This is a genomic window from Branchiibius cervicis, from assembly GCF_042661605.1.
Classification (GTDB): Bacteria; Actinomycetota; Actinomycetes; order Actinomycetales; family Dermatophilaceae; genus Branchiibius; species Branchiibius cervicis.
Genome location: NZ_JBHSWJ010000002.1, coordinates 1,656,521 through 1,682,403, shown reverse-complemented (window position 1 = coordinate 1,682,403; position 25,883 = coordinate 1,656,521). Strand labels below are relative to the sequence as shown.

Here is a 25,883-nt window from a genome sequence, read left to right as displayed (position 1 = left end):
CGCCGCTGTGAGGGTGTGGCCGTGAGGCAGCGCCGCTGGATCGGGGCCATCGTGGGGCTGCTCACGGCGGCTGCGGTACTTGGTCCCGCGCTGAAGCCGGGGTACCTGCTGTTCTACGACATGGTGTTCGTGCCGAGGCTGGGACTCAGCGATCGGACACTGGGCATCGACGGCTCGGTGCCACGCGCCGTACCCAATGATCTGGTGGTCGCGCTGGCCTCCCATGTCGTACCGGGGTGGGTGGTCCAGCACGTCCTGCTGGTGCTGGTTTTCGTGGGCGCGGGTGCGGGGACTGCCGCGCTGGCCCGGACGCCGTGGGGCGCGGCGGGGGCAGCGCTGGCGGCGACCTGGAACCCGTGGGTGGCCCAGCGGCTGGCGATCGGTCACTGGGGCTTCCTGCTCGGATACGCGTGTCTGCCGTTCATCGCGTACGCCGCTCGGCAGCTTCGCGCGGATCCGAGCCGCGCCGCCCGGATCCGGTTGGGAACCTGGATCGTCGTGGTGGCGCTGACCGGCTCGACCGGTGCGATCCTGGCGGCGCTGGTGTTGCTGGCGGTGCTGCTGGTGCCGGCGGCCACCCGGCCCGCGTGGCGCGAACTGCGCTGGATCGTTCCGGCGTTCCTGGTGGCCAATGCGGCGTGGTGGTGGCCGTTCCTGACCCTCGCGCCGTCGGGCGACGCGGATCCGGCCGGCGCGCAAGCGTTCATGGCCCGGCCGGACACTCCGCTCGGGGTATGGGGCTCACTGCTCAGTGGGGGCGGAATCTGGGGCCAGGCGTGGTGGTTCGGCAGCCGGCAGGTCCTGGCGGTGGCCGTCCTGACGCTGGTCGTGGTCGCGGTGTGCGTCCTGGCGCTGCTGCGTCGCCCCGAGGACCGGTCCGACCCGCTGGTGCGCGGGCTGCTCGTTGCGGCGGTCATCGGCCTGGGGATCGCGGGCGCGAGTGCCGTGCCGGGCGGCGAGCAGGCGGTCACCTGGGTGATCACCCACGTCCCCGGCGGTGGCCTGATCCGCGATGCGCAGAAATTCGCAGCGGTGTGGATGATCGTGGTCGCGCTCGGTGCGGGCAGGTTGATCGAGTGGTTGGTCACCAGCGGTCGCCGGACCGGAGTGCCGACGCTGGCAGTGGCCCTGGTGGCGGCAGCGGTGGCCCTGTGGCCGGTGGCGACGCTACCGGGGATGGCTTGGGGTGGCGGTCGCACCTGCACGGTGCGTTCCTCCACCGATCCGCAACAGTGCATTCACACCGCGCCGCGGTGGGCCGCCGTGCAGTATCCGGACTCGTTCCTTGCGATGGCGGACCGTCTCAACGGGTCCGCGCCGGGCTCGGTGGCGGTCTTCCCGTGGACGTTGTACCGCAAGTACGCCTGGAACGCCGATCGCACGGTGCTGGATCCCTGGCAGCGTCTGGTCGACCGGCAGGTCCTGGTCAACGACGATCTGCCGCTGTCGGACCGCGTGGTGCGCGGTGAAAGTGCCGCCTCCGCGGCCATCGGTTCCGCTCTGGCCAGTGGAGATTTGGTGGCCGTGCTGCGCGCGCAGGGAGTGCGCTGGGTGCTGGTGCAAACCGACCAGCCTGCGGTCGGACGGCTACCCGAGCTGGGTACGCCGATCGCGGCCGAGGGCCATCTGCGTTTATACGATCTGGGCCAGGTTGCGACGCGCGTCGGTGCGTCGGGTTGGTGGCGCTGGGTCGGCCTGGCCGGGCTCACGATCGCCGTCGTCCTGGCTGCCGCGGCCTCGATACTGCGGGTCGGCGGGAGCGTCGGACGAGCGCGAATGTGATGTGTATGACTATGATGACGGTCAAGTAACTTCCGCGACGCGGTCGCGGTTCGACGGGATGGAGTCCGGTAGTGGGCAGTGGCGGAAACCGCGCGTTGTGGATCATCGGCGGCACTCTCGGCGGGATCGTCATCGCCGCCGGATCAGTATTCGGCATCGTGGCTCAGCAGAGTTCGATCCAGCAGCCGCAGAAGTACAGCAAGGTCATCAGCTACGACCAGTAGGTCGATCGTCGGTCGAACCGGGCGCGTTCCCCTCCGGGGGACGCGCCCTCGTTCTTGCTCCGGCCCGCCTCAGGCCACCGACGAGTGCTGATCCTCGGTGACCCGGGGCGGCGCCGCCGGACCGGAACTGCGTAGGCGGAACGACGTCGCGGCGCTCACCGGCCGGGGCGCATACCCCAGGACCGACAGAAGCGTCTGCTCCAGTGCCCTTCCGGTGTCCAGCCAGTCGAAGCTCATCGCGAACTCCCGGGCGTTGGCGCCGAGTTTCTCGCGCAGATCCCGGCTCTCCAGCAGCTCCTGGGTCCGGCGGGTCATCTGGTCCACGTCGTCGACGAGATATCCGGTGACGCCGTCGACGATCGATTCCCTGGGGCCGCCGGCGTGGCGGAAGGCGATGGTGGGCGTTGCGTGCAGCCCGGCCTCGACGATGGTCAGACCCCAGCCTTCCTTGCCCGAGGGCATCAGGACCAGCCACGCCGAGGCGAGCAGGGTGTGTTTGGTGTCCTCGTCGACGAATCCGTGCAGGGTGACCAGGTCCTCGACGCCAGCAGCGACGGCGTGCTGTTCCAGCGCGTTCTGCCAGTAGCCGGCGCCCACCACGTGCAGATCGACGTCCCGACCCGCAGCACGTAGCGCCGCCACCACGTCGATGGCCACCTCGACCTGTTTGTGCGGCACCAGTCGGCCAAGGACCACGATGCTGGGTCGATCGCTGCGCGGCATGAGTGCGAACCGCTCGGGTTCGTCGGGTTGATCGTTACCGGAGTAGATCAGGTCGACGCGATCGGAGGTGATACCCAGGTCGGCCAGTTCCTCCCGGGTCGCTTCGGACACCGTGACGTAACGGCTGCGACGGTAGACCCTCGGCGCGACCCGTGATTCCAGGAACCACCCCAGCGCGGCGACCGGGCGCGGGAAGAAGGTGTGCCACTGGTCGCGGTGCACGTGGTGCACGACGTCGACCACCGGGACCGCCGCAGCCAGCGGCGACCAGAAGGGCACCCCGTTCTGGACGTCGATCACGATGTCGTAGGCCCGGCGATGCCGCGCGGTGTGCACCAGCCCGGACAGGTAGGTGGTGAAGCGGTTTCCCCGGCGCAGCACCCGCACCTTCCCGTGCCGGGTCTGCCGCGCCGCTCCAGGGAAGCGGCTGGTGAACAGGGTGACCTCATGGCCCTGTTCGGTGAGCACCTCTGCGGTGCGTTCGACGAAGGTCTCCGAGCCGCCCGCCTCCGGATTCTCCCGGTCACGCCAGGACAGGTAGAGCACCCGCAGGTGCGGCGCCCCCGCTGCCTTCTCGCCCACCACTCGCTCCCTGTGATTCAGGACACTACCGGCCAGTAGAGTACGCCAGGAAACCCCGCAGGCCGCAATCGCCGGCGGCACGTCAGGATGAGGTCATGAATTCGCGGTGCGAGGTGTGCGGTGCCCCGGCCGCCGCGTGGGTTCTGGACCCCGATAACCAGCTGACGCGGTGTACGGCGTGTGGCCACCTCACCCGTGACGTCGCCCTGGCGCCGGCGCAGCACCGCGCCGCCGCATACGGCGGGGAACCCCACCTGGACCGGCTGCGACTCCTGCTGACGCACCGGTTGCTGCAGCAGGCGTGTCCCGAGAAGCCCACCTCCGTCTTCGAGATCGGCTACGGCAGCGGCCAACTGCTGCGAGCCTTCGCTGACGCAGGCGCCCGTGTCGCAGGGGCCGATCCCGACCAGCTCGACGTCGCCGTCGACCCGGTGGTGGCAGCCTCCGGCCGGCTGAGTCCCGTAGCGGTCGAAGACCTCGGGGCCGACGTCGTCGACACAACGGCCGCCGACCTGGTCTTCGGCATCCACGTCGTCGAACACGTCCGCGATCCAGCGCGCACGATGCAGGTGGCGGCCCGACTGGTTCGTCCCGGGGGCACCCTGGCCTTCCTCACCCCTGCCGGCGACAGCGACGGACTGCGCCGCTGGGGCAGCGACTGGTGGATGCTGGAGGACCCCACGCATGTGCGGTTCTTCTCCGCCGACAGCCTGGCCGACGTGGCGCACCGGGCCGGGCTGCACGATGTGCAGGTGCGTCGCCCGCGGCTGGACTCCCTGGTCACCGACGCCGCCAGTGCGGCCCGGCGCCGGGGTCCCAGACCGGCCGGCGCGCTCGCCGACCGTTCCGTCCTGGTCCGCGCGGCCCTGTCGGCACCCTGGGTCCTCGCGCGCCGTACCGCTCAGCCGCTCAGCCGCCCATCGCTGCTGCTGGTCGCCCGGAGACCGACGTGACCCGCCGGCGCGACCTGCGCCGGTCGGTGCACCTGTTCCGGTCCTTCCTGGTCGAGCAGACCGAGCCCGAGGTGTTCTACGGCGCGCTGGCGCAGGACTCCGTCGCAGACGTCCAGGACTGGACCAGTCTGACGGGGCGGACGGTGTTGGACGTCGGCGCCGGGCCGGCGGAGTTCGCCCGCGCGTTCCGCTCGGCCGGTGCGCGCTACATCCCCCTGGACCGCGACCCGGGCGTCGCGTCGGTCCGCGACGGCGGGATCGTTGCTGAGGCAGCGCAGCTGCCGTTCGCCGACGACAGCATCGACATCGTGTTCAGCAGCAACCTCTGGGAGCACGTCGCCCACCCCCGTGCGGTGGGCGATGAGTTCCTGCGCGTCGTACGTCCCGGCGGTCTGCTCCTGCTGTCCTACACCAACTGGCTCTCGCCCTGGGGCGGGCACGAAACCTCGCCCTGGCACTGGCTGGGCGGGGAGTTCGCCGTACGCCGATACGAGAAGCGCGAAGGCCACGCACCCAAGAACCGGGTGGGGTCGACGCTGTTCAAGGTGAGTGTCGCAACCGGGCTGGACTGGGCCCGCACGCAGCGCTCCGCGGAAGTTCTGGTCGCACGTCCCCGCTATCTGCCCGACTCGTTGCGCTGGGTCCTGAACCTGCCCGGGCTGCGCGAGATCGTGACGTGGAACCTGCTGTTGGTATTGCGGAAACGATGACGCGCAGCGCGGTGGTGACCGCAGGGGAGTGGTGTCGGCGTCATTGGGTGCTCGTCGCGGTGGCGGTCCTGCCCTGGCTGGTGGCGCCGCGCCTGATCCAGCCGGACACCAAGACCGACCTGACCATCTCGCCGGTGCGCTACCTCGCCCGCGCGCTCACCGCATGGAACGACCACGCCGGTCTCGGCGAGTTGCAGAACCAGGCCTACGGCTACCTCTTCCCGATGGGCCCGGTCTTCGCGATCGGGCAGTGGTTGCACCTCCCCGCCTGGATGACCCAGCGGGTGTGGTGGTCGCTGCTGCTGGTCCTCGCCTGCGCCGGAGTCATGCGGCTGACCGCGCGGCTGGGCCTGGGCACACCGCAAGCCGGTGCCATCGCGGGGCTGGCCTATGCGTTCAGCGCCCGGATCCTCACGGTGCTGGCGAACAATTCCGTCGAAGCGTGGCCGATGGCCGTGGCGCCCTGGCTGGTCGTCGCTGCGTTGCCGTTGACCGACCCGGCGGCCGCCCGGCGCCAGAAGCTGCACGCCGCAGCAGTCACCGGCCTGTTGACGACGGCGCTCGGCGGGGTCAACGCCGCGGCCTCCGCCTCCGTCCTGGTACTTCCGGCGCTCTTCCTGCTCACCCACCCCACGGGACGCCGCCGGATCGGGTGGTGGGCCGGCGGCGCATTCCTCGGCGGGCTGTGGTGGCTCATCCCGCTGCTGGTCCTGGGACGGTACGCCTACCCGTTCCTGGACTTCATCGAGACCTCCTCGCTGACGACCGCCGTCACCTCGGCGCCGAACACGCTGCGCGGCGCCAACGACTGGGTCGCCTTCATCCTCGACGCCGAGAACCACCCCGTCTGGCAGAGCGGCTGGGTGCTTGCGCAGACCGTCGTCGCGATCCTGGCCACCTGCGCCGTCGCCGGTCTGGGGATCGTCGGCATCGTCCGGCTCCGCGGCCACCTGGCCCGCTGGGCGCTACTCAGTGTCCTGATCGGCGCGCTCGCGATGGTGATCGGTCACGACGGGGTCGTCGGCTCGCCGGTCGCGGGTCCGGTGCGTGATCTGTTGGACGGCCCGTTGGCGCCGCTGCGCAACGTGCACAAGGCCGATCCGTTGCTCCGTCTGCCGCTGAGCCTGGGGCTGGCCGTCCTGTGGACCGCCTGGCAACGTTGCGGCGAACGGCGAATTGCGCTGCGCCGCTTCGGTCTCGGCGCGCTGGTACTGATCGCGGCGACGCCGGTGTGGGTCGGCCGCCTCGGCGATGCCGCTGCCTACGAGGCCATTCCGTCGTCGTGGCAGCAGGTCGCCGCCGCGGTCGATGCGGCTGCCGACCAGGACGGCGGCTCGACGCTGGTGCTGCCCGCCGCCCGCACCGCGCAGTTCGTCTGGGGCAAGACCACCGACGAGCCGTTGAGCGCGCTCGCGCAGTCGCCGATCGTGACCCGGGCGGCAGCTCCGCTCGGTCACCCGGGCGCGACCCGGTTGCTGGATCGGGTCGACCAGCTGGCCGCCAGCGGCGTCGCCCAACCGGACCTGGCGCGGACCCTGTCCCGGATGGGGATCACCCGGGTCGTGGTGCGGCACGACGTCTCGACCGCGGCGCGCGCTCTGTCCGCCGACCGGGTCGAGACCACCCTCGGCCGCTCGACCGGCTTTCGCCGGACCGGCGACTACGGTGCGGGGGTCCAGCGCATCGACCTATGGGACGTGAGCGATTCCGCGGCGACGGCGTACACCGGCGCCATCCGGGTGGCCGGCAGCCCGGAGTCGGCCGGCGATCTGCTGGGCACCCAGCTGCTGGGGTCGGACCAGGCGCTCCTGCTCACCGACGACCATCCCCAGGTCGTGACCGACACCGCTCGCTGGCGGGCCTACAACAACGGCGTGCCGGCGCAACTGGCGTTCACGCCCACGCTGCCCGGTTCGGACTCCGGGCCCACCCGCGTCGGCGGGCTCGACCTGGCGTCCAGTAACGACCCTGCCGACCACACCACCCGCGTCTTCGAGGGCTTCACCGGCATCGCGGCGACGTCCGATGCCTCCGATCCGTTCGCCGACGGTTACGCCGGTCCGGCGTACGCCCCCTGGTCGGCCCTTGACGGCGATCCCGCCACCGCCTGGCGCACCACCGGCCAATCGCGTACGGCGACCCTCACCTTCCGCGTCGACCCTTCCGTGACCGTGCGGCAGGTGACGATCCTGTTGGCGCAGGGCAGTGCTCTCGCCCTTCCCCGGCAGGTGACGGTGCGCGTCGGAGGCTGGTCGCAGTCCGTAGCCGTCGGAGGGCAGGGCACCGTGCGGTTCCCGGTTCCCGGTGCCGCCGCAGGTCCGGTCTCGATCACGCTGGACAGCGGGCACGGCACGGACACCGACCACACCGACGCCGACCAGGTGCCCATGGGGATCGCCGAGGTCAGCATTCCCGGCACGCGCTTCGGCACGGCGTTGCGGCTGCCGGGCACGGTCGACACCGCGCAGCAGGCCGTGCTGCTCACCCGCGCGGCCGAGGACCCGAGCACGTTGTCGCGGCAGGTCCAGGTCGCCGCGGGCGGACACACCACCGTGCGTGCCTGGGTGAGGCCTGTCGCAGCCAGCAAACCTGGTGAAACTGCCTGCGGTGCAGCGGGTTCCGTCACGGTGGGTGCCAGCCGGATCCCGCTGTCGGTCTCGTTCACCGCCCGGCAGATCGCCGACGGAGCATCGGTCGAGGCCACGTCGTGCGGCGGTGGCGCGGTGCAGGTCCCGACCGGTACCGTCGCGGTCGAGGCTGCGGCGGGGACGGATGCGACCGTGCAGCACGTCGTTCTCGGCGCGATGCCGGCAGCAGGCGCGGGCCGCTACCTGACCACCCACCAGGGCGCGAATGCCGGTTGGCAGGCGCACGCCGGCGGACGCGCTCTCACCCCCGTGACCCTGGACGGCTGGCAGCAGGGCTTCGTCCTGCCGGCCGGCATCGCGCCGAAGGACGTCACGGTCACCTTCGCCCCGAATACCCTGCACCGCATCGGTCTGGGGCTCGGCGCGCTGGCGGTCCTCGTGCTACTGGCCCTGTGGGCGGGCACCGCGCGGTCCCCTGGGGGGCGACGACCGGGTCCAGTGTCCCTCTCCGGTGACGACAGGGCGCCGGAGAGGGTGGGCGCAGGGTCGAGTGTCCCTGTTGTGTCGCGGGTCCTGCCGGTCGCGGCGGCCACCGTTGTCGCGGTGCTGACCAGCGGGCTGTGGGGAGTCGCGGCGGCGGCGATCGCACTCGCCGTACCGTCGCGGTACCGGGGGCAGGCGGCGGCGGGCGCGTTGGTGCTCTCCGGAGTGTTGCTATCGGCGTTCGGGGTGGTGGATCGGTACTCGTTCGGTGCGATCAGCGGGCAACTGGTGTCGACGGTGACGCTGGCACTGCTGGCCGCCCGGTGGGCCACCGGCGATGCGCCCAGCGCAGCAACGGTTGCTCCACGAGGTACACCGACGCCGAGGCCACCAGCAGCGTGACGGCACTGACAGCGATCAGGACCAGCCAGAACGAGCCGGTCAGCACCGGCTGGCCGGTGACGATGTAGAGCACCTGCAGCGCGAGCACCTGCCACAAGAACACGGCGTACGACATGTCTCCGGCCCAGCGGGCCAGGCCGGTGTCCACGACCGTGGTCGTCAGGTCCCCCGCGGTCGGCCCATCGCAGCCAGCACCAACAATCCGGCGAACAGCGCGTAGGCGGCTTCCTTGAACGCGGCCTGCGCCGGGGTCGGCAGGTGCAGATCCACCGGGCCGCCGAGCGGGGTGGCCGTGACGAGCAGGATGCACAGTGCTGCGGCCGCGCAGGCCGCCGGCCGTCCGGCGACCCGTTCCCATCGTTCCCGGGGGCCGCTCACCAGGAGGGCGAGCGCGGCACCGGCGGCATACCAGGCGAGGTGCCCGAATACGCTGCGGCCGAGAACGCCTGCAGCCCAATTGTTTCCGGATCTGGACCAGACCGTCGACAACGTCTGCAACAACACGCCCAGTACGCCGATACCCGCCAGCGTGCCGAACACCACCCGGTCGCTGCGACGAGCCAACCGGCCCAATGCGATACCGATCAGGGGGACCAGCACATAGAAGGTCATCTCGGTCGTGAGGCTCCACGTCTGGGTGAAGGCCTGGTACTGGTCGTCGGTGTACCCCTGCAGGAAGAACAGGTGGGCCACCACCTTGCCGACCCCGCCCAGGCCGCCGGTCTGCGTCGGCAGGAGGGCCGCAACCGCCAGGACCCCGGCCAGGGCCAGCAGATAGGCGGGGTAGATCCGGATCAGCCGGTGCGCCCAGTAGGTGCGTCCGCCGGCCCGGCCGGTGATCCATGGACGCAGCAACAACATCGCCGACAGCACGAAGAAGATGGCGACCCCGCTGTCGCCGCGGGCCAGGACGGCGCCCGGTACGTCGAGCGCGCTGGTTCCAGTCCAGAAGGACACGTGGGCCACCAGGACGAAAGCCGCGGCCAGACCGCGGACCGCGTCCACCAGCGGGAAGCGCCCACTGCCTCCGGTACCGTCGTGCCCACCCATCAACTGGAAGGTACCCGAAGGCGCGTCATGACCGGTGTCGACATCACGCCAGCTACGCCGGCCGGGGCGCAGCATCCGACGCGTCCGGTGCTGCGGGCGCGTGCACCGCTGCGGTTGTCCTTCGCCGGGGGCGGGACTGACGTCGCGCCGTTCCCGCAGCGGGAGGGTGGCGCCGTGCTGTCGGGCACGATCTCGGCCTTCGCGTTCTGCACCCTGCGCCCGCGCGTCGACGGACGCATCTCGGTGCATTCGGTGGACTTCGGCACCGCGGTCGGCTTCGGAGTCGACGAGGAGGTCGAGTTCGACGGCAACCTGGACCTGCCGAAGGCGGCGATCGCGCGACTACGCGACTTCGAGGGCGCGATCCCCACATCGGGGTTCGACCTGTTCATCCACACGCAGGCACCTCCGGGCTCGGGTCTCGGCTCGTCCAGCGCCGTCATGGTCTCGGTCATCGGGGTGGTGGCAGCACACTGCGGTGTCGACCTCACGCCGTACGAGATCGCCGACCTGGCCTACCGGCTGGAACGCGAGGACCTTGCCGTACCGGGCGGATCGCAGGACCAGTACGCAGCGGCGTTCGGCGGATTCAATTTCATGGAGTTCACAGGTGACCAGGTGCTGGTCAACCCGTTGCGGGTGCGGCCGGGCACGGTCCACGAACTCGAGCACAACATGCTGCTGGCCTTCACCGGCGCCACGCGGGTCAGTGACCACATCATCGATGACCAGGTCCACCGGTACGAGACCGGCAACGCCGAGGCGTTGGAGGGGTTGCGCGCCCAGAAACAGCTCGCGGTCGCCATGAAGGAGGAGCTGGTCCGCGGCAACGTCGACGAACTGGGCCGGCTCCTGGGCCAGGCCTGGGCCGAGAAGCGCAAGATGTCCGCCCGCATCGCGACACCGCTCATCGACGAGGCGATCGGACGTGCCCTGGCGCACGGCGCCCTGGGCGGCAAGGTCACCGGCGCCGGTGGGGGTGGCTATCTGCTGTTCATCTGCGAATTCGAGCGGCGGCACATCGTTGCCGCACAATTGCTGGAGCTCGGCCTACGCCTGGAGGAAGTCACCTTCAGCGGCGACGGCGTCACCACGTGGCGAGGACAACGATGACGACCCACCCCTTGACCCAGCGGACCACCGGCGACATCGCACGCGCGGTCGCTGCCGCATCGGGCGATGCCGGCCGCTCGTGGCAGGAACTGGCAACGGCACTGTCCGCTACCGACCTGACCGAGCGGGTGGACGCTGCCGGGACGGCGCTGGTCGGAGCGCTGGCGGCGGGGGAGCGTTGCTGGTGGCCGGCAACGGCGGCAGTGCAGCGATCGCCAGCCACGTCGCTGCCGAGTTCATCGGCAAGTGCGTGCAGGACCGCGCACCCCTGCCCGCGCTCAATCTGGCCGAGTCGCTGTCGTCGGTCACCGCGATCGCCAACGACTACGGCTACGACCAGGTGTTCACCCGGGGAATCCTGGCGCATGGCCGGCCGGGCGACGTCCTTCTTGCGATGACCACCAGCGGGACCAGTCCGAACATTCTCGCCGCCCTCGACGTCGCCGCGCAGCACGGCCTGCTCACGATCGTGCTGACCGGTGCCAAGGGTGAGGGTCTGCATGGCCGGGCCGACCACGTCCTGGTCGTGCCCAGCGACCAGACCCCGCGTGTCCAGGAAGTGCACATGATGTGGGCGCACGCATGGTGCGAGGCTGTGGACGCGCTCAGCCAGCCGTGACCGGCAACCGTCCGTGACCCTCACCGACGACGAGCTCCTGGGCCGGGCCGCCGGCCCGATCCCGGCGGCCGACCCGCACGCGCCGTACGACCTGGTTTTCCTCGATCGCGACGGGACCCTCAACGAGCACCGGCCCGGGTACGTCGACCGGCCGGCCGACCTGATCCTGCTGCCGGATGCGGTGGCGGCGGTTCGCGCGATCAACGACAGCGGGGCGCGGGTGGTGCTTATCGCCAACCAGCGCGGCATCGCTACGGGAGCCCTGCGGGAGGCCGACCTCCTGCGCGTCCAGCGCGAGTTGGTCCGCCGGCTCGCGAACGGCGGAGCGCACCTGGACGCGGTGCAGGTATGCCCGCATGACACGGGCACCTGCCGCTGTCGCAAACCGGCACCCGGGTTGCTCGAGCTGGCCCTGGCTCGCGCGCCCTGGGCGGATCGGGCGCGGTGCATCCTCTTCGGCGACCAGGACTCCGACCTGGGCGCTGCGGCGTCCGCGGACGTCCGGGGTGCGCCTCGGCGCATCCGGGTTGACGGTGAGCGCATTGGATATCCCAGATTCGCGCGCCGTGTGACGTGGATCGCATCGATCCTGCTACTGTCCGGTAGGTAAGTCCGTCCGGCGTTGGAGGTTACGCAGCATGCTGCGCAAGTTGGCGCTCCCCTTCCTTATCGGCCTGGGGGCCTTTCTGATCGTGATGGCCCTCGGTCTGAAGTTCTGGGCTCCCGACAAACTGGCGATCATCCCCCTGGACCAGAACACCCGTCAGGTCCTCAACGACCAGAACGCGAAGTTCTTCGACGCGGACACCTTGTCCTACAAGGAAGGCCCGGTTACCACGACGTTGGTGGTCGCCGCCGACAAGGCGGCCAGCGAGAAGCTGGGCGGCAACAAGGTGATCCTGAACAAGTGGCAGGTCACCGACAACAACAACACCCCGCCGCCGATGGCCGCCAACTCCTCCAGGTACGCCGTGGACCGCAACACCGGCCTGCCGAAGGAATGGTCGGGTACCACCGTCAACGACGGCATCAACGGCGACCAGCCGGCGACCGTCGAGGGTTACACCATCAAGTTCCCGTTCGGCACCCAGAAGACGACCTACCCGTACTGGGACGACACCCTCAAACGCACGATGGACATGAAGTACGTGTCCACCGAGAGCATCAACGGTCTCGAGGTGTACAAATTCGAGGGAACCGTGCCGGAGACAACCTTCCGCAAGCAGGAAGTCCCTGGGGCGATCTTCGGCCTGGGCGCCAGCAGCCCGGGTCAGGATGCGGACCGCACCTACGCCAACACCCGCATGCTGTGGGTCGAACCGCAGACCGGCGTCTTCATCAAGGCCTCGGAGCACCAGGTGCAGCGGTTCAAGATTCCGGGTCACGACCCGGCGCTGGCAGTCGACACGACCCAGGTCATGACGCCGGCGACGATCAAGGAGAACACCGACTACTGGGGCCAGAAGGCGTTCCTGCTAAAGGTCCTGCACATCATGCCGTGGATCCTCGGCCCCCTGGGTGTCCTGACCCTTCTCGGTGCGCCGCTGGTGGCCAGGTTGCTGAACCGTCGCGACGAGGAGGAATACGCCGAGTGGTCCGACGACGAGTCCGGGCCGGACGGGTCCACCCATCGCGCCGAGCACGCCGAGACCCGGTCCTACGACGCCGATCACGTCGACGCCGACCACGATGACGCCAACCACGATGACGCCGAGCACCGTGATGCCGGCTACGTGCACGCCGACGAGATCTGGGACGACGAGTACGCCACGCGCGCCGAGCGCCGCAGCGGGAGCGGCGACGACACGATCGAGTTGCGTAAGAAGTGACGTCTCGTGTCGTCGTGACCGGGGGCGCAGGATTCCTCGGTTCCCATCTGTGCGAAACCTTGCTCGCCCGAGGTGACACTGTGGTGGCCGTCGACAACCTGTGCACAGGGCGTGTCTCGAATGTTGCTGCGCTGCAGGACAATCCGCGGTTCACCCTGGTCACGGCCGATGTGGTCGACGGTCTGCAGATCGATGGTCCGGTGGACACAGTGCTGCACTTCGCCAGTCCCGCTTCGCCGGTGGACTATCTGCGGCTGCCGATCGAGACGTTGCGCGTCGGATCCCAGGGCACCATGCACGCTCTCGACCTGGCCCGCGACAAGGCGGCCCGCTTCGTGCTCGCCTCCACATCGGAGGTGTACGGCGACCCGGAGATCCACCCGCAGCGCGAGGACTATTGGGGCAATGTGAACCCGGTCGGTCCGCGCGGTGTCTACGACGAGGCCAAGCGGTTCGGCGAGGCCATGACGATGGCCTACCGCGCGACGTACGGCGTGGACACCGCCATCGTGCGGATCTTCAACACCTTCGGCCCCCGGATGCGGCCCAATGACGGCCGTGCCATCCCGAACTTCATCCGGCAGGCGTTGGCGGGGGAGCCGGTGACGGTGAGCGGCGACGGCCTGCAGACCCGGTCGATCTGCTACGTCGACGACCTGGTCGCCGGCATCGTGGCCCTCGCGGACAGTTCGGAGCCGGGCCCGATCAACATCGGCAATCCGCACGAGATCTCCATGCTGGATCTGGCCGGCTGGGTGGTGAAGCTGACCAATTCCAGATCACCGGTGGTGCACATCGAACGACCCGTCGACGACCCCACGGTACGACGGCCCGATGCCACCAAGGCGCAGCAGGTGCTCGGCTGGTCACCCCGAGTGGAGATCGAGGACGGCCTGGAGCGCACCATCGCGTGGTTCCGCAAACACGAGGTCGCGGATCAGGCGCTCAGCCCGGAGCAGACACAACGAATCCTGACCCGCGGCGAGCCGGGTCAGCCCGCGGACTAGGACTTCCCGGCGCCGTTCCTGCCTCGTGAACCCGTGGCGGTTTCGTCACGAATCGTGGTGCGGTGTTGCTGTGGCGCGGCAACGTGTGGCGATTTCGTCACGAATCGTGGTGCGGAGCGACCGCGGCCGCGTCAGTCCGGGCGGTGTGCCACGAAGATGGCCGTTCCGGGAATCAGCCTGCCGCGCAGGGGACTCCAACCGCCCCACACCTCGTCGTTGCGTTCCGGCCATTCCGGCTCCACCACATCGTTGAGGACGAAGCCGGCGGCGGCCAGTTCGCGGATCCGGTCGCCGAGCGTGCGGTGATGCTCGACGTACGTCGCCCGGCCGGTGGAGTCCTGCTCGACGTACGGCGTGCGGTCGAAGTAGCTCGAGGCCACCGTCAGGCCCTCGGGTCCGGGCGCGTCCGGGAACGCCCAGCGCAGGGGGTGGGTGGTCGCGAACACCCAGCGGCCGCCGGCGTCCAGCACCCGGTAGACCTCCGTCATCACCGTGGCCGTATCGGCGATGAACGGGATCGCCCCGTACGCCGTGAACACCAGGTCGAAGCTGCGGTCAGCAAAGGGGAGCCTGGTGGCGTCGCACTGCACCATCGGCAGCTGCGTGCCGGCCGAGCCGTCGATCAGGCGGCCCTGCGCCAGCATTCCCGCCGACAGATCGGTGGCGACGACTCGCCGTACGCCGATCTTCTGCAGGTAGCGGCTGCCCTGGGCCGCGCCGGCGCCGACCTCGAGCACCCGGTCGTCCGGGCGCGCGCCCAGCAACTGCAGTTCCTGCTCGGTCCAGCCCTCGGGGCCCCAGACGAGGTCGCTGTCGCCGAGGAAGCCGCCGTGTTCGGCCACGTACTCGGCGGCCTCCGCGTCCCACCACGTGCGATTCGCATGAACGGTCTCGTCGTGACCGGCAGGGCGGCGGGATACCGTATCACTCATTTTGACCCGGTGCTCCCAACATCAGTAGGCTTGCTGGGTGCGCTCTATGCGTACACCCAACTCCATTCCATTTATCTAAAGGTTTCCTACTACATGACTGCCACTACTACCTCTCCGATCGCGATCAACGACATCGGGTCGGAGGAAGAGCTGCTCGCCGCGATCGACGCGACGATCAAGCACTTCAACGACGGCGACATCGTCGAAGGTGTCATCGTCAAGGTCGACCGGGACGAGGTCCTGCTCGACATCGGGTACAAGACCGAGGGTGTCATTCCCTCCCGCGAACTCTCCATCAAGCACGATGTCGACCCCGGTGAGGTCGTTTCCGTCGGCGATGAGGTCGAGGCCCTGGTCCTTCAGAAGGAGGACAAGGAAGGTCGGCTGATCCTGTCCAAGAAGCGCGCTCAGTACGAGCGGGCCTGGGGCGCGATCGAGAAGATCAAGGAAGAGGACGGCGTCGTCACCGGCACCGTCATCGAGGTCGTCAAGGGCGGCCTGATCCTGGACATCGGCCTGCGTGGCTTCCTGCCGGCCTCCCTGGTCGAGATGCGCCGGGTGCGCGACCTGCAGCCGTACGTCGGCAAGGAGATCGAGGCCAAGATCATCGAGCTGGACAAGAACCGCAACAACGTGGTGCTGTCCCGCCGCGCGTGGCTCGAGCAGACCCAGTCCGAGGTCCGCACGACCTTCCTCAAGGAACTGCAGAAGGGCCAGATCCGCGACGGTGTCGTCTCCTCGATCGTCAACTTCGGTGCGTTCGTGGACCTCGGCGGTGTCGACGGTCTGGTGCACGTGTCCGAGTTGTCCTGGAAGCACATCGACCACCCGAGCGAGGTCGTCGAGGTCGGTCAGCCGGTCACCGTCGAGGTGCTCGACGTGGACATGGACCGCGAGCGTGTCTCCCTGTCGCTGAAGGCGACCCAGGAAGACCCGTGGCAGCACTTCGCCCGCACCCACGCCATCGGCCAGGTCGTGCCGGGCAAGGTCACCAAGCTGGTCCCGTTCGGTGCGTTCGTGCGTGTCGAGGACGGCATCGAGGGCCTGGTGCACATCTCCGAGCTGGCCGAGCGCCACGTGGAGCTGCCGGAGCAGGTCGTCACCGTCGGCCAGGACATCTTCGTCAAGGTCATCGACATCGACCTGGAGCGTCGCCGGATCTCGCTGTCGCTGAAGCAGGCCAACGAGGCCGCTGACGGTGCCACCGAGTTCGATCCGACGCTCTACGGCATGGCGGCCGAGTACGACGAGCAGGGCAACTACAAGTACCCCGAGGGCTTCGACCCGGAGACCAACGAGTGGCTCGAGGGCTTCGACGCCCAGCGCGAGAAGTGGGAGAAGGAGTACGCCGAGGCGCACGCCCGCTACGAATCGCACCAGGCGCAGATCGAGGCGGCCCGCAGGGCCGACGCCGAGGCCGCGGACTCCGCCGCCACGACGAGCTCGTTCTCCTCGGAGTCCGGTTCCGACACCGGTGCCGCTGCGCCGGTCGAGGGCACGCTGGCTTCCGACGAGGCGCTGGCCGCACTGCGCGAGAAGCTCACCGGCAACTGACGATTCGCTTCGTCACAGCAGACGCTGCCCGCCCCGCAATTGCGGGGCGGGCAGCGTCGTGTGGCGGTGCTTCGTGGGTGCGCCGCGCGTGGTTGGTGCCCAGTTACGGGTCAGTAACGCTAGGTTTGTCCCAACGTTAACCAGGTCACACCGCCACGGCTGCGCGGTGTCGTTGTGAAGGGGTACCCATGAGTCACGAGACGACGCTTCGGCGTCCGGTGTCGGTCGGGGCGGTTTCGATCTTTCTGCTGGTCGCCGGGATCCTGGAGATCATCGCCGGCATCCTGCTGATCGTGAACCATGACAACAAAGACACGCAAGAGGGACTCGGGACGGCGAGCCCTGACGTCCCGCACGCCACGACACTGCTGCTGCTCGGAATCGCCGCCATCGTCATCGGGCTGATGTACATCGCGGCGTCCCGTGGTCTCTGGGCCGGTGACGACACCTGGCGGGTCATCGTCATCTTCGTCTCGGTGCTGAACATCATCGGCCTGATCATGGCCACCATCTTCGTCATCGATACCACCAGCCGGATCGTCACGATCGTCACGGCCGTCGTGGCGGCGTTGGTGATTGCCGCCCTTGCCTCGCCCAGGTCGAAGGAATTCTTCGGCGCGTAGCATCCGCACTAGGGTCGGTCCATGCTGCGGATCGGATTGACCGGCGGGATCGGCTCGGGGAAGTCGACGGTGGCCGCACGCCTGCTGGAGCGCGGCGCTGTGGTTGTGGACGCGGACCGACTTGCGCGCGAGGTGGTCGAACCCGGCACGCCCGGACTCGCCCGGATCGCAGCGACGTTCGGGCCGTCGGTGATCGCGCAGGACGGTGCGCTCGACCGGGCCGCGCTGGGAGCGGTGGTCTTCGAGGACCCGGCTGCTCGACGTACGTTGGAGTCGATCACCCACCCGTTGATCCAGGCCAGGACGCGGGAGCTGTTTGCCGCCGCGCCGCCGGAGGCGGTGGTCGTGCACGACGTGCCGCTCCTGGTGGAGTTGGGGATGGCGCCGAACTACCACCTGGTGATGATGGTGCACGCCGACGAGCAGGTGCGGCAGGACCGCCTGGTCAGTGACCGGGGGATGGACCCGCAGGCGGCTCGCAGCCGGATCGCAGCCCAGGCGGGCGTGGTGCAACGGCGTGCGGTCGCCGACGTATGGCTGGCCAACCACGGCTCCCGTGACGAACTGGCGGCCGCGGTGGACCGCGTGTGGGACGCCCGTCTCGCGCCGTACAACCGGAACCTGCTGACCGGGACCCGAGCTGCGCTGACCGGTCCCGCCCGCCTGGTGCCGCCTGACCCGACCTGGCCCGCGCAGGCTCAACGGCTCATCAACCGGCTGCAGCACGTCCTGGGTGACCGCGCAGTCCAGATCGACCACATCGGTTCGACGTCGATACCGGGCCTGGCCGCCAAGGACGTCATTGATCTCCAGGTGGGCGTGGCGCAGCTCGTCGATGCCGACGAGCCAGGGTTTATCGCGGATCTCGCGGCGGCCGGGTTCCCGCGGATGGCTGGCAACACCTGGGACTCGCCCAAGTCCTGGTCGCCGGATGTTGCCAACTGGCAGAAGCGTTTTCACGGGGGAAGCGATCCCGGACGGATCGTGCACGTCCATGTGCGGGAGATCGGCTCGGCCGGCTGGACGGCGGCCCTGCTGTTCCGTGATTGGTTGCGGGCCGAGGCAGGCGAGCGGGCGGCGTACGTCGAGCTGAAGCGTTCGTTGGCGGCATCCAGTGCGACGACGGGGGAGTACGCCGAGGCGAAGGAGCCGTGGTTCGACCAGGCTTTCGAGCGCGCCCGGGAATGGTCCGGCCACTCCGGTTGGCAGCCGTCCTGACCAATTCCTGACCGGCCGTTCACCGGTTCGACAGGATCGGGCCACCGGCTGGTCATCGGTGCCGACCAGCCTCGACGAACGTGCCGGACCCCGATCGCCCCATCGAGCGAGGGGGCCAGCTACAGTCGGCGACTGTGAGTCAGATCACGACGGCACCGGAGCCCACCGGCCCCCGCCACGCCGCCGCGGGCGCCCGGTAGGGGAATGGCTGCTGGCCATCGCCCTGTTGCTTCCGAATCTGGTGCTGCTGATCGTCTTCACCTACCGGCCGTTGATCGACAACATCCGGTTGTCCTTCACCGACTGGAACATCGCGGCACCGCTGGCCAACTACATCGGTCTGGAGAACTACCGCGCCTGGCTGTCGGATCCGAATTCCCATCTGGTGCTGCGCAATACGCTCGTCTTCACGGTCGCGACGGTGGGTTTGTCATTGGTCATCGGCCTCGCCCTGGCCATGTTGCTCGACCAGAAACTGCGCGGGCGCAACCTGGTGCGCTCGGCAATCTTCGCGCCGTTCGTCATCTCCGGTGCGGCGATCGGCATCGCCTTCCAGTTCGTGTTCGACCCGAACTTCGGCATGGTGCACGATCTGTTGTCCCGGGTCGGCATCGGGACCCCGGACTTCTACCAGGAGCCGGGTTGGGCGCTGGTTATGGTCACGGCCACCTACGTGTGGAAGAACATCGGGTACACCTTCGTGATCTACCTGGCCGCGCTGCAGGGCCGGCGCACCGACCTGGACGAAGCCGCCGAAATCGACGGTGCGTCGGCCTGGCAGCACTTCCGCCGGGTGCTGTTGCCGCAGTTGCGCCCCACGACGTACTTCCTGTCGATCACGGTGCTGCTCAGCTCGGTGCAGGTGTTCGACATCATCAACGTGATGACCAAGGGCGGTCCGCAGGGCTACGGCACCACCACGATGGTCTACCAGGTCTACCGGGAGACCTTCGTCAACAACAAGGCCGGCTACGGAGCGACGGTGGCCACCATCATGTTCCTGATCCTGCTGGTCGTCACCGTGGTCCAGGTCCGGGTCATGGATCGGGGGCAGCGTCGTGACTGATTCCGCTGTACAGGGCGACGAGGTTCGCGACACCGAGCAGGGGCTGGTCGACGACGGACCCGAGTTGAACGTCTCCACGGCGCGCAAGGTCGTCGGGTACGCCGGGATGCTGGTGGCCTTCCTGATCGTCGCCGTGCCGCTCTACTGGATCGTGGTCACCTCGTTCAAGGAGCGGCCGGACATCTACACCCAGCCGGCGCAGTGGTGGCCGAAACACTTCACGACGAAGAACTACCCGGCGGCGACGACCGAGATCGACTTCTGGTCCTATCTGCGCAACTCGGTCTTCATCACCGCCGTGCTGTCGTTGGCCAAGATCATCCTCGGGGTGCTGTCCGCCTATGCGTTGTCGCTACTGCGCTTTCCCGGCCGGTCACTGGTCTTCATCGTCGTGATCGCGGCGCTGATGGTGCCCAACCAGATCACCGTCATCTCCAACTACGCGCTGGTCAGTCAACTCGGCTGGCGTGACACCTACCAGGGCATCATCATCCCGTTGGCCGGGGTGGCCTTCGGCACCTTCCTGATGCGCAACGCGTTCCTGGCGGTACCGCACGAGATCGTCGAGGCCGCACGGATGGACGGCGCCGGCCCGTTGAAGCTGCTGTGGCGCGTGGTGCTGCCGATGACCTGGCCGACGTTGATCGCCTTCGGTCTGATCACCGTCGTCAACGAATGGAACGAATACCTCTGGCCCTACCTGATGGCCAGCGACAGCCGGGTCGGCACGCTGCCGATCGGCCTGACCCAGTTGCAGAACACCGACGGCATCAGCAACTGGGGACCCGTCATGGCGGCGACCGTCCTGGCGATGCTGCCCGTGCTTGCGCTCTTCCTTGTCCTGCAACGTCACATGATCAAGGGCCTGACCGCGGGTGCGGTCAAAGGCTGACAACCTCGAAAGGACTGTGTCCGTGATGGATTCAACTGTCTCCCGCCGTAACCTTCTTGGTCTGGGCGGAGGTGCGCTGATCGCCGCCGGCCTGTCGGCATGCGCCGGCACCGGTTCGACGACCTCCGACAACGGCGGTGGCGGCACCGCCGGGTCGGGAACGATCGATTTCTGGAGCAACCACCCGGGCAAGTCGAAAGCGACCGAGCAGAAGATCATCGCGGCCTTCGAGAAGGCCAACCCCGGTCTCAAGGTAAAGCTCACCGACGCCGGCAAGAACTACGAAGAGGTCGCGCAGAAGTTCAACGCGGCCCTCTCGGGTGGGTCACTGCCCGACGTGGTCGTCGTCTCGGACGTCACCTGGTTCAACTTCGCGATCAACGACCGGCTGGCCGATTTCGCCGCACTGGCGACCGCGAACAAGGTGGACACCGCCGACTACGTCGAGGGCCTCTACAACGACTACCAGTACGACGGGAAGCACTACGCGGCGCCGTACGCCCGCTCCACGGTCGTCTTCTACTGGAACAAGGACATGTTCAAGAAGGCCGGCCTGCCCGACCGTGCGCCGACGTCGTGGGATGAGTTCACGCAGTGGGCGCCGAAGCTGCAGTCTGCGATCGGCAGCGGCAAGTCGCCGATCATCCTGGACGACGGCTCGAACTACCTCGACTGGACCTTCCAGAACATCGTGTGGAACTACGGCGGTGCCTACTCCAAGGATTGGACGCCGACCTTCACCGACCCGGGCACGGTCAAGGCGGCGACGCTGCTGCAGTCGTGGGCCAAGAACAAGTACCTGAAGACGTCGGCGGACTCGGCTGCCGACTTCAGTGCCGGTCTGGGCGCCGTGTTGATGGAGTCCACCGGCGACCTGGGTGGGTTCAAAGACCTGCCGTTCGAGTTGGGCGTGGGCTTCGTGCCGGCCCCCGAGGGAGTGAAGACCTGCCCGACCGGTGGTGCGGGAGTGGCTGTGCCGCAGGGTATCTCCGATGCCCGGAAGGCGAACGCGATCAAGTTCATCGATTTCCTGACCAACACCGCCAACACGGCCACCTTCACCCAGGCCACCGGCTACATGCCGGTGCGGACCTCGGCGACCTCCGATGCCTCGGAGGCGGCCTACCTCAAGGCCAACCCGAACTACGAGGTGGCGGTCAAGCAGCTGCCGAGGACCCGGCCGCAGGACTACGCGCGTGTCTTCGTCCCCGGAGGCGGCACCATGATCGGTGAGGCACTGGACAAGATCGTCGCCGGTTCCGACGTCAACGGAACCCTGAGCGCGCTCAACCAGCAGATCCAGTCGGCGTACGACAGCCAGCTGAAGTCGAAGGTGCAGAAGTAGGGTCAATGGCGTCAGTTTTCTTCGACAAGACCACCCGGCGGTACCGCGGGAACGACCGACCTGCGGTCGATGCGCTCACGCTGGACATCCCGGACGGCGAATTCCTCGTGTTGGTGGGACCGTCCGGCTGCGGTAAGTCCACGACGTTGCGCATGCTGGCGGGTCTCGAACCGGTCAACGGCGGTCGGGTGCTGATCGACGGCCACGATCAGGACGGCGTACGGGCCAGGGACAGGGACGTGGCGATGGTCTTCCAGAGTTACGCGCTCTACCCCAACATGACCGCCGAGGAGAACATGGCCTTCGCACTGCGCAACGCCGGGGTGTCGAAAGCCGATGCGCACGCGCGGGTCGCCGACGCGGCCAAGATCCTGGAGCTCGAACCGCTGTTGGATCGCAAACCGGGGCAACTGTCCGGCGGCCAGCGCCAGCGCGTCGCGATGGGCCGGGCGATCGTGCGCCAGCCGAAGGTGTTCTGTATGGATGAGCCGCTGTCCAACCTGGATGCCAAGCTGCGGGTTTCGACCCGCGCCCAGATCGCCCAACTCCAACGCCGGCTCGGTGTCACGACCGTCTACGTCACTCACGACCAGGTCGAGGCCATGACGATGGGCGATAGGGTCGCAGTGCTGAACGAGGGTGTGCTGCAACAGGTTGCGCCGCCGCAGGAGCTGTATGACAACCCGGCGAACACCTTCGTCGCTGCGTTCATCGGCTCACCGGCGATCACCTTGTTCGACTCCGAGGTCACCGATGGGCGGGTAGACGTCTTCGGGCTCGCCGTGCCGTTGCCACGCGAGCAGGCACAGGCCGCCCGTGTCACCGTCGGTGTTCGCACCGAGGGATGGCACGTGGTCGGTGAGGGCGAGGACGGCATCCCGATCACCGTCGAACTGGTGGAGGCGCTGGGGGCGGAGTCGTTCGTCTACGGCCGGCCGGGCGGCGATCCCGAGGCGCCGCGGATCGCCGTACGCGTGGCCAAACGTGCGTCGCCCGAGGTCGGTTCGCAGGTCCGGGTCGCGGTCGACGCACAGGAGATCCACGTATTCGACGCGGAGTCCGGCGAGCGGGTCTGATCGGTCAGGGCACGTACGCCGGATACGCGACCTGCCCGGCAGGTACCGGTGCACCGGAGTCCAGAACGAGGATCTGGGCCACCTCCGGTGGAGCCCAGTCGGGGATCGGAAGGTGCAGGCCGTACGCCGCGGCCCGGCCGAACCCGAACCGCCCGTAGTACTGCGGTGAGCCCTCGAGCACGACGAAGGGCACACCGTCGTGGGTGGCTGCGTGCAGAACCGCGCGGACGAGCGCGGACCCGATGCCGGTGCCTTGGGATCCGGGACGTACGGCGAGGGGCGAGAGCATGGTGATCGTGCCGACCGTGCCGTCCTGCGCCCGCACCGGCGTTCCGCTCAGACACACCTGACCGACGACCTGACCATCCTCCTCGGCAACGAGTTCGTGGTCCGGGCAGACGAATTCGCCCGTGCGGATGCTGCGCACCATGGTGGCGACGGCAGGACCCTCGTCAGGGCCGAACGCCTCCCGGACCACATCGTCGATGGCGTCGTAGTCGGACGGGGTGGCGCGGCGGATGCTGACGGTCACGTCATCGAACTTCGCCCACCAGGGCTGCCGAGTCAACCGGATTGTCGCCCGCGTCGTACTGTCGGGACGTGACGCGGACTCTCGGTGAACCGGTGGACATCGCGCCAGGGCACGATCGGCGTCATGTGATCCTGGGGATCTGCGCCCTCAGCCTCCTGGTCGTTGGGATCGACTCCACCGGCGTCAACCTGGCGCTACCGGACATCTCCCGTCAGTTGGGCGCCGCGGACGCACAACTGCAGTGGGTCGTGGACGCCTACACCTTGGTGCTCGCCGGCGGTTTGATGCTGGGCGGTTCCATGGGCGACCGGTTCGGCCGGCGCCGGGTCTTCACGACCGGATTGGTCGTGTTCGGCCTCGGATCCCTCCTCTGCTCCCTTGCCCCGAACGCCGACCTGCTGATCGCTTCCCGAGCCGCACAGGCCATCGGCGGCTGCATGCTGAACCCCGTGGCGATGGCCATCATCACCAACACGTTCCGCGAGCCACGAGAACGGGCCAAGGCGATCGGTATCTGGGGTGCGGTCTTCGGGCTGAGCATGGCGTTGGGGCCGGTGGTCGGCGGTGCCCTGATCGCCGCCGTCGACTGGCGAGCCATCTTCTGGCTGAACCTCCCGGTCGTGGTGCTGGCCATGGCTCTGACCGCTCGGTTCGTGCCCGAATCCCGTGCCGATCGGGTGCGCCGGTTCGACCCGGCCGGGCAACTGCTGGTCGTCGTCTTCCTCACCAGCCTGGTATTCGGCATCATCGAGGGTCGTCGGCTGGGCTGGACCTCGGCCGCGATCATCGGCTGTTTCGCAGTGGCTGCCGTGGCGTTGGCGACTTTGGTCGTCGTCGAGTCGCGGGTGTGCGAGCCGCTGATCGATCCCCGATTCTTCCGCAGTGTCACGTTCAGCGGCGCGGTGGTCAGCGCCGTCCTCGCGTTCTGTGCCATGGGTGGCTTCCTGTTCCTGACCAGCGTCTACCTGCAGAACACCCGGGAGCTGTCCGCGTTGCACGCCGGTCTGATGACGCTGCCGATGGCCTTGGTGATGGCCGTCTGTGCCCCGATCTCGGGCCGGCTGGTCGCCGCGCGTGGAGCCCGGTTGCCCACGCTCATCGGCGGCCTGGCGACGGCGCTCGCCGGATTGCTGCTCGTGCGGCTGGCCGCCGACACGCTGTGGGCGTACCTGATCGCGTCGTACATGATCTTCGGGCTCGGCGCCGGACTGCTCAACGCACCGATCACCAACTCAGCGGTCGCAGGGATGCCGCGATCGCAAGCAGGGGTCGCGGCCGCGATCGCTTCGACGAGCCGCCAGGTGGGAACGTCGCTGGGCGTGGCGATCCTGCCGGCGGTCACCTACGCGGGACTGGGCGCTGCTCATGGCGACTTCGCCCGCGCGTCGCGACCGGCGTGGGCGATCACGGCGGTCATCGGCGTGGTACTCGCGGCGGTGGCGCTGGTGATCGGTTCGAGATGGGCCGTCCGCAGCCAGGGAAAGGTGGCTGCGCTGTTCGATTGAGCGGTCGGCTTACGGTGGTCGTATGCGCGGTGAATACAAAGTCGTCGGCGGAAAACTCGTAGCAGTCGAACTCGAGGTCGAAAACGACCGTCTCGCAGGGGTGTCTGTGTCGGGCGACTTCTTCCTGGAACCCGACGATGCGTTGGAGGACATCGACGCGGCGTTGGACGGTATGCCGGTGGATGCTTCGGTGGAGCAGTTGGCGCACGCCATCGAAGGGGCGCTGGACCCGAGCGTGCGGCTGATCGGGTTTAGCCCCGAGGCGGTGGGGATCGCCGTACGCCGAGCATTGGGCAAGGCGACCGGCTGGGACGACCACACGTTCGACGTGATCCCGCCAGTAGTCCTGCCGCCGGTCATGCACGTGGCTCTGGACGAGGTCATCGCCAAGGAGGTCGCGGCGGGGACGCGAAACCCGACCTTCCGCTTCTGGGACTGGGACTCGCCGCTGGTGGTGATCGGGTCGTTCCAGTCCTACCGGAACGAGATCGATCCGGAGGGGGCGGCGAAGTACGGCATCGGAGTGGTGCGCCGGATCTCCGGCGGCGGTGCGATGTTCATGGAGCCCGGCAACTGCATCACCTACTCGCTGGTCGTGCCCGCGTCACTGGTCGAGGGCCTGTCGTTCGAACGGTCCTACTCCTTCCTCGACGAATGGGTCATCGCTGCGTTGGGCGAGGTCGGCGTGAACGCGCACTTCATACCGCTGAACGACATCGCCTCCGACCAGGGCAAGATCGGCGGCGCGGCGCAGAAGCGCTTCGCGGCGGGAGCGGTGTTGCATCACGTGACGATGTCCTACGACATCGATGCCGACAAGATGCTGCAGGTGTTGCGGATCGGCCGGGAGAAGATGTCCGACAAGGGCACCAGGAGCGCGAACAAACGGGTCGACCCGATGCGTTCGCAGACCGGTCTGCCGCGGGCGGAGATTCTCTCCTCTTTCCAGCGGTCGTTCATGGCCCGCTACGCCAGCCGGCTGTCGGCGTACTCGCCCGCTGAGCTGTCGGAGGCGGAACGGTTGGTGCAGGAGAAGTTCGGTACGGAGGAGTGGACGCACCGCGTCCCGTGACTT

General features: G+C 68.5%; 23 protein-coding genes. 19 read left to right on the top strand and 4 right to left on the bottom strand.

Going from position 1 to position 25,883, the window contains the following annotated elements; translation table 11 throughout:
* Positions 1-21 precede the first annotated feature (21 nt).
* Positions 22-1,782: an MmpA family trehalose lipid delivery protein gene (locus ACFQBT_RS08870; protein WP_377822042.1), complete on the top strand. Its 1,761-nt coding sequence runs from the start codon at positions 22-24 to the stop codon at positions 1,780-1,782.
* A 71-nt stretch (positions 1,783-1,853) separates the two neighbouring features.
* Positions 1,854-2,006: a hypothetical protein gene (locus ACFQBT_RS08865; RefSeq protein WP_377822041.1), complete on the top strand. Its 153-nt coding sequence runs from the start codon at positions 1,854-1,856 to the stop codon at positions 2,004-2,006.
* Between the two features lie 69 nt (positions 2,007-2,075).
* Here ACFQBT_RS08865 and ACFQBT_RS08860 read toward each other — a convergent pair whose 3' ends face one another.
* Positions 2,076-3,311: a glycosyltransferase family 4 protein gene (locus tag ACFQBT_RS08860; protein WP_377822039.1), complete on the bottom strand. Its 1,236-nt coding sequence runs from the start codon at positions 3,309-3,311 to the stop codon at positions 2,076-2,078.
* Between the two features lie 95 nt (positions 3,312-3,406).
* Here ACFQBT_RS08860 and ACFQBT_RS08855 point away from each other — a divergent pair, with 95 nt between their 5' ends.
* The 3 genes from ACFQBT_RS08855 to ACFQBT_RS08845 are packed head-to-tail and all read left to right on the top strand — an operon-like array spanning position 3,407 to position 8,447.
* Positions 3,407-4,264 carry a class I SAM-dependent methyltransferase gene (locus ACFQBT_RS08855; RefSeq protein ID WP_377822038.1) on the top strand — a complete coding sequence of 286 codons (858 nt, stop codon included), beginning with the start codon at positions 3,407-3,409 and terminating at the stop codon, positions 4,262-4,264.
* On the top strand, positions 4,261-4,974 hold the full coding sequence (locus tag ACFQBT_RS08850; RefSeq protein ID WP_377822036.1) for a class I SAM-dependent methyltransferase: 714 nt from the start codon (positions 4,261-4,263) through the stop codon (positions 4,972-4,974). Before ACFQBT_RS08855 ends, ACFQBT_RS08850 begins: the two co-directional genes overlap by 4 nt.
* Positions 4,971-8,447 carry an alpha-(1->3)-arabinofuranosyltransferase domain-containing protein gene (locus ACFQBT_RS08845; RefSeq protein ID WP_377822035.1) on the top strand — a complete coding sequence of 1,159 codons (3,477 nt, stop codon included), beginning with the start codon at positions 4,971-4,973 and terminating at the stop codon, positions 8,445-8,447. The genes ACFQBT_RS08850 and ACFQBT_RS08845 overlap by 4 nt, the downstream gene beginning before the upstream one ends.
* Positions 8,448-8,606: 159 nt before the next feature.
* Here ACFQBT_RS08845 and ACFQBT_RS08840 read toward each other — a convergent pair whose 3' ends face one another.
* Complete coding sequence (locus tag ACFQBT_RS08840; RefSeq protein WP_377822033.1) at positions 8,607-9,497, bottom strand: acyltransferase family protein; 891 nt, start codon at positions 9,495-9,497, stop codon at positions 8,607-8,609.
* 27 nt (positions 9,498-9,524) lie between these two features.
* On the opposite strand from ACFQBT_RS08840, the gene ACFQBT_RS08835 reads away from it, so the two are divergent.
* The 5 genes from ACFQBT_RS08835 to ACFQBT_RS08815 all read left to right on the top strand — a co-directional run bounded on the left by ACFQBT_RS08835 (position 9,525) and on the right by ACFQBT_RS08815 (position 14,065).
* Complete coding sequence (locus tag ACFQBT_RS08835; RefSeq protein WP_377822031.1) at positions 9,525-10,610, top strand: GHMP family kinase ATP-binding protein; 1,086 nt, start codon at positions 9,525-9,527, stop codon at positions 10,608-10,610.
* A gap of 184 nt (positions 10,611-10,794) precedes the next feature.
* Positions 10,795-11,229 carry a D-sedoheptulose-7-phosphate isomerase gene (locus ACFQBT_RS08830; RefSeq protein WP_377822029.1) on the top strand — a complete coding sequence of 145 codons (435 nt, stop codon included), beginning with the start codon at positions 10,795-10,797 and terminating at the stop codon, positions 11,227-11,229.
* A gap of 13 nt (positions 11,230-11,242) precedes the next feature.
* Entirely contained in the window at positions 11,243-11,839 is a 597-nt protein-coding gene (locus ACFQBT_RS08825; RefSeq protein WP_377822028.1) for a D-glycero-alpha-D-manno-heptose-1,7-bisphosphate 7-phosphatase, read from the top strand.
* Between the two features lie 28 nt (positions 11,840-11,867).
* A complete protein-coding gene (pgfA, locus tag ACFQBT_RS08820) occupies positions 11,868-13,058 on the top strand; it encodes a cell envelope lipid trafficking protein PgfA (protein WP_377822026.1) in 1,191 nt (396 codons plus the stop codon).
* Entirely contained in the window at positions 13,055-14,065 is a 1,011-nt protein-coding gene (locus ACFQBT_RS08815) for a UDP-glucuronic acid decarboxylase family protein (RefSeq protein ID WP_377822024.1), read from the top strand. Before pgfA ends, ACFQBT_RS08815 begins: the two co-directional genes overlap by 4 nt.
* Positions 14,066-14,196: 131 nt before the next feature.
* Here the strand turns inward: ACFQBT_RS08815 and ACFQBT_RS08810 are convergent, their stop codons facing one another.
* Positions 14,197-14,997 (bottom strand): class I SAM-dependent methyltransferase, encoded by an 801-nt coding sequence (locus tag ACFQBT_RS08810; RefSeq protein WP_377822022.1) that lies wholly within the window; start codon positions 14,995-14,997, stop codon positions 14,197-14,199.
* A gap of 93 nt (positions 14,998-15,090) precedes the next feature.
* On the opposite strand from ACFQBT_RS08810, the gene rpsA reads away from it, so the two are divergent.
* The 7 genes from rpsA (at position 15,091) to ACFQBT_RS08775 (ending at position 22,771) form a co-directional block, all read left to right on the top strand.
* Positions 15,091-16,551 carry a 30S ribosomal protein S1 gene (gene rpsA / locus ACFQBT_RS08805; protein WP_377822020.1) on the top strand — a complete coding sequence of 487 codons (1,461 nt, stop codon included), beginning with the start codon at positions 15,091-15,093 and terminating at the stop codon, positions 16,549-16,551.
* Between the two features lie 188 nt (positions 16,552-16,739).
* Positions 16,740-17,174, top strand: a complete 435-nt coding sequence (locus tag ACFQBT_RS08800) for a hypothetical protein (protein WP_377822018.1) — start codon at positions 16,740-16,742, stop codon at positions 17,172-17,174.
* Between the two features lie 21 nt (positions 17,175-17,195).
* The gene (gene coaE / locus ACFQBT_RS08795; RefSeq protein WP_377822016.1) at positions 17,196-18,392 is read left to right on the top strand and encodes a dephospho-CoA kinase; all 1,197 of its coding nucleotides are present in this window, start codon (positions 17,196-17,198) and stop codon (positions 18,390-18,392) included.
* A 226-nt stretch (positions 18,393-18,618) separates the two neighbouring features.
* Positions 18,619-19,458, top strand: a complete 840-nt coding sequence (locus tag ACFQBT_RS08790; protein WP_377822014.1) for a carbohydrate ABC transporter permease — start codon at positions 18,619-18,621, stop codon at positions 19,456-19,458.
* Entirely contained in the window at positions 19,451-20,350 is a 900-nt protein-coding gene (locus tag ACFQBT_RS08785; protein WP_377822012.1) for a carbohydrate ABC transporter permease, read from the top strand. Before ACFQBT_RS08790 ends, ACFQBT_RS08785 begins: the two co-directional genes overlap by 8 nt.
* Before the next feature lie 25 nt (positions 20,351-20,375).
* Positions 20,376-21,695, top strand: coding sequence for an ABC transporter substrate-binding protein (locus tag ACFQBT_RS08780; protein ID WP_377822011.1), 1,320 nt, complete (start codon positions 20,376-20,378; stop codon positions 21,693-21,695).
* A 5-nt stretch (positions 21,696-21,700) separates the two neighbouring features.
* Complete coding sequence (locus ACFQBT_RS08775; RefSeq protein WP_377822009.1) at positions 21,701-22,771, top strand: ABC transporter ATP-binding protein; 1,071 nt, start codon at positions 21,701-21,703, stop codon at positions 22,769-22,771.
* A gap of 4 nt (positions 22,772-22,775) precedes the next feature.
* Here the strand turns inward: ACFQBT_RS08775 and ACFQBT_RS08770 are convergent, their stop codons facing one another.
* Positions 22,776-23,303, bottom strand: a complete 528-nt coding sequence (locus ACFQBT_RS08770; protein WP_377822007.1) for a GNAT family N-acetyltransferase — start codon at positions 23,301-23,303, stop codon at positions 22,776-22,778.
* A 68-nt stretch (positions 23,304-23,371) separates the two neighbouring features.
* Between ACFQBT_RS08770 and ACFQBT_RS08765 the strand changes: the two genes are divergently transcribed.
* Together ACFQBT_RS08765 and ACFQBT_RS08760 are read left to right on the top strand one after the other, a co-directional pair.
* Positions 23,372-24,808 carry an MFS transporter gene (locus ACFQBT_RS08765; protein ID WP_377822005.1) on the top strand — a complete coding sequence of 479 codons (1,437 nt, stop codon included), beginning with the start codon at positions 23,372-23,374 and terminating at the stop codon, positions 24,806-24,808.
* Positions 24,809-24,830: 22 nt separating this feature from the next.
* Positions 24,831-25,880: a lipoate--protein ligase family protein gene (locus tag ACFQBT_RS08760; protein ID WP_377822004.1), complete on the top strand. Its 1,050-nt coding sequence runs from the start codon at positions 24,831-24,833 to the stop codon at positions 25,878-25,880.
* Positions 25,881-25,883 lie beyond the last annotated feature (3 nt).

Bases quoted from the DNA above. Each gene is read 5' to 3' on its own strand.
- ACFQBT_RS08855 (WP_377822038.1), top strand. From the start codon at position 3,407: ATGAATTCGCGGTGCGAGGTGTGCGGTGCCCCGGCCGCCGCGTGGGTT.
- ACFQBT_RS08845 (WP_377822035.1), top strand. From the start codon at position 4,971: ATGACGCGCAGCGCGGTGGTGACCGCAGGGGAGTGGTGTCGGCGTCAT.
- ACFQBT_RS08840 (WP_377822033.1), bottom strand. From the start codon at position 9,497: ATGGGTGGGCACGACGGTACCGGAGGCAGTGGGCGCTTCCCGCTGGTG.
- ACFQBT_RS08835 (WP_377822031.1), top strand. From the start codon at position 9,525: ATGACCGGTGTCGACATCACGCCAGCTACGCCGGCCGGGGCGCAGCAT.
- pgfA (WP_377822026.1), top strand. From the start codon at position 11,868: ATGCTGCGCAAGTTGGCGCTCCCCTTCCTTATCGGCCTGGGGGCCTTT.
- ACFQBT_RS08810 (WP_377822022.1), bottom strand. From the start codon at position 14,997: ATGAGTGATACGGTATCCCGCCGCCCTGCCGGTCACGACGAGACCGTT.
- rpsA (WP_377822020.1), top strand. From the start codon at position 15,091: ATGACTGCCACTACTACCTCTCCGATCGCGATCAACGACATCGGGTCG.
- ACFQBT_RS08800 (WP_377822018.1), top strand. From the start codon at position 16,740: ATGAGTCACGAGACGACGCTTCGGCGTCCGGTGTCGGTCGGGGCGGTT.
- coaE (WP_377822016.1), top strand. From the start codon at position 17,196: ATGCTGCGGATCGGATTGACCGGCGGGATCGGCTCGGGGAAGTCGACG.
- ACFQBT_RS08780 (WP_377822011.1), top strand. From the start codon at position 20,376: ATGGATTCAACTGTCTCCCGCCGTAACCTTCTTGGTCTGGGCGGAGGT.
- ACFQBT_RS08775 (WP_377822009.1), top strand. From the start codon at position 21,701: ATGGCGTCAGTTTTCTTCGACAAGACCACCCGGCGGTACCGCGGGAAC.
- ACFQBT_RS08760 (WP_377822004.1), top strand. From the start codon at position 24,831: ATGCGCGGTGAATACAAAGTCGTCGGCGGAAAACTCGTAGCAGTCGAA.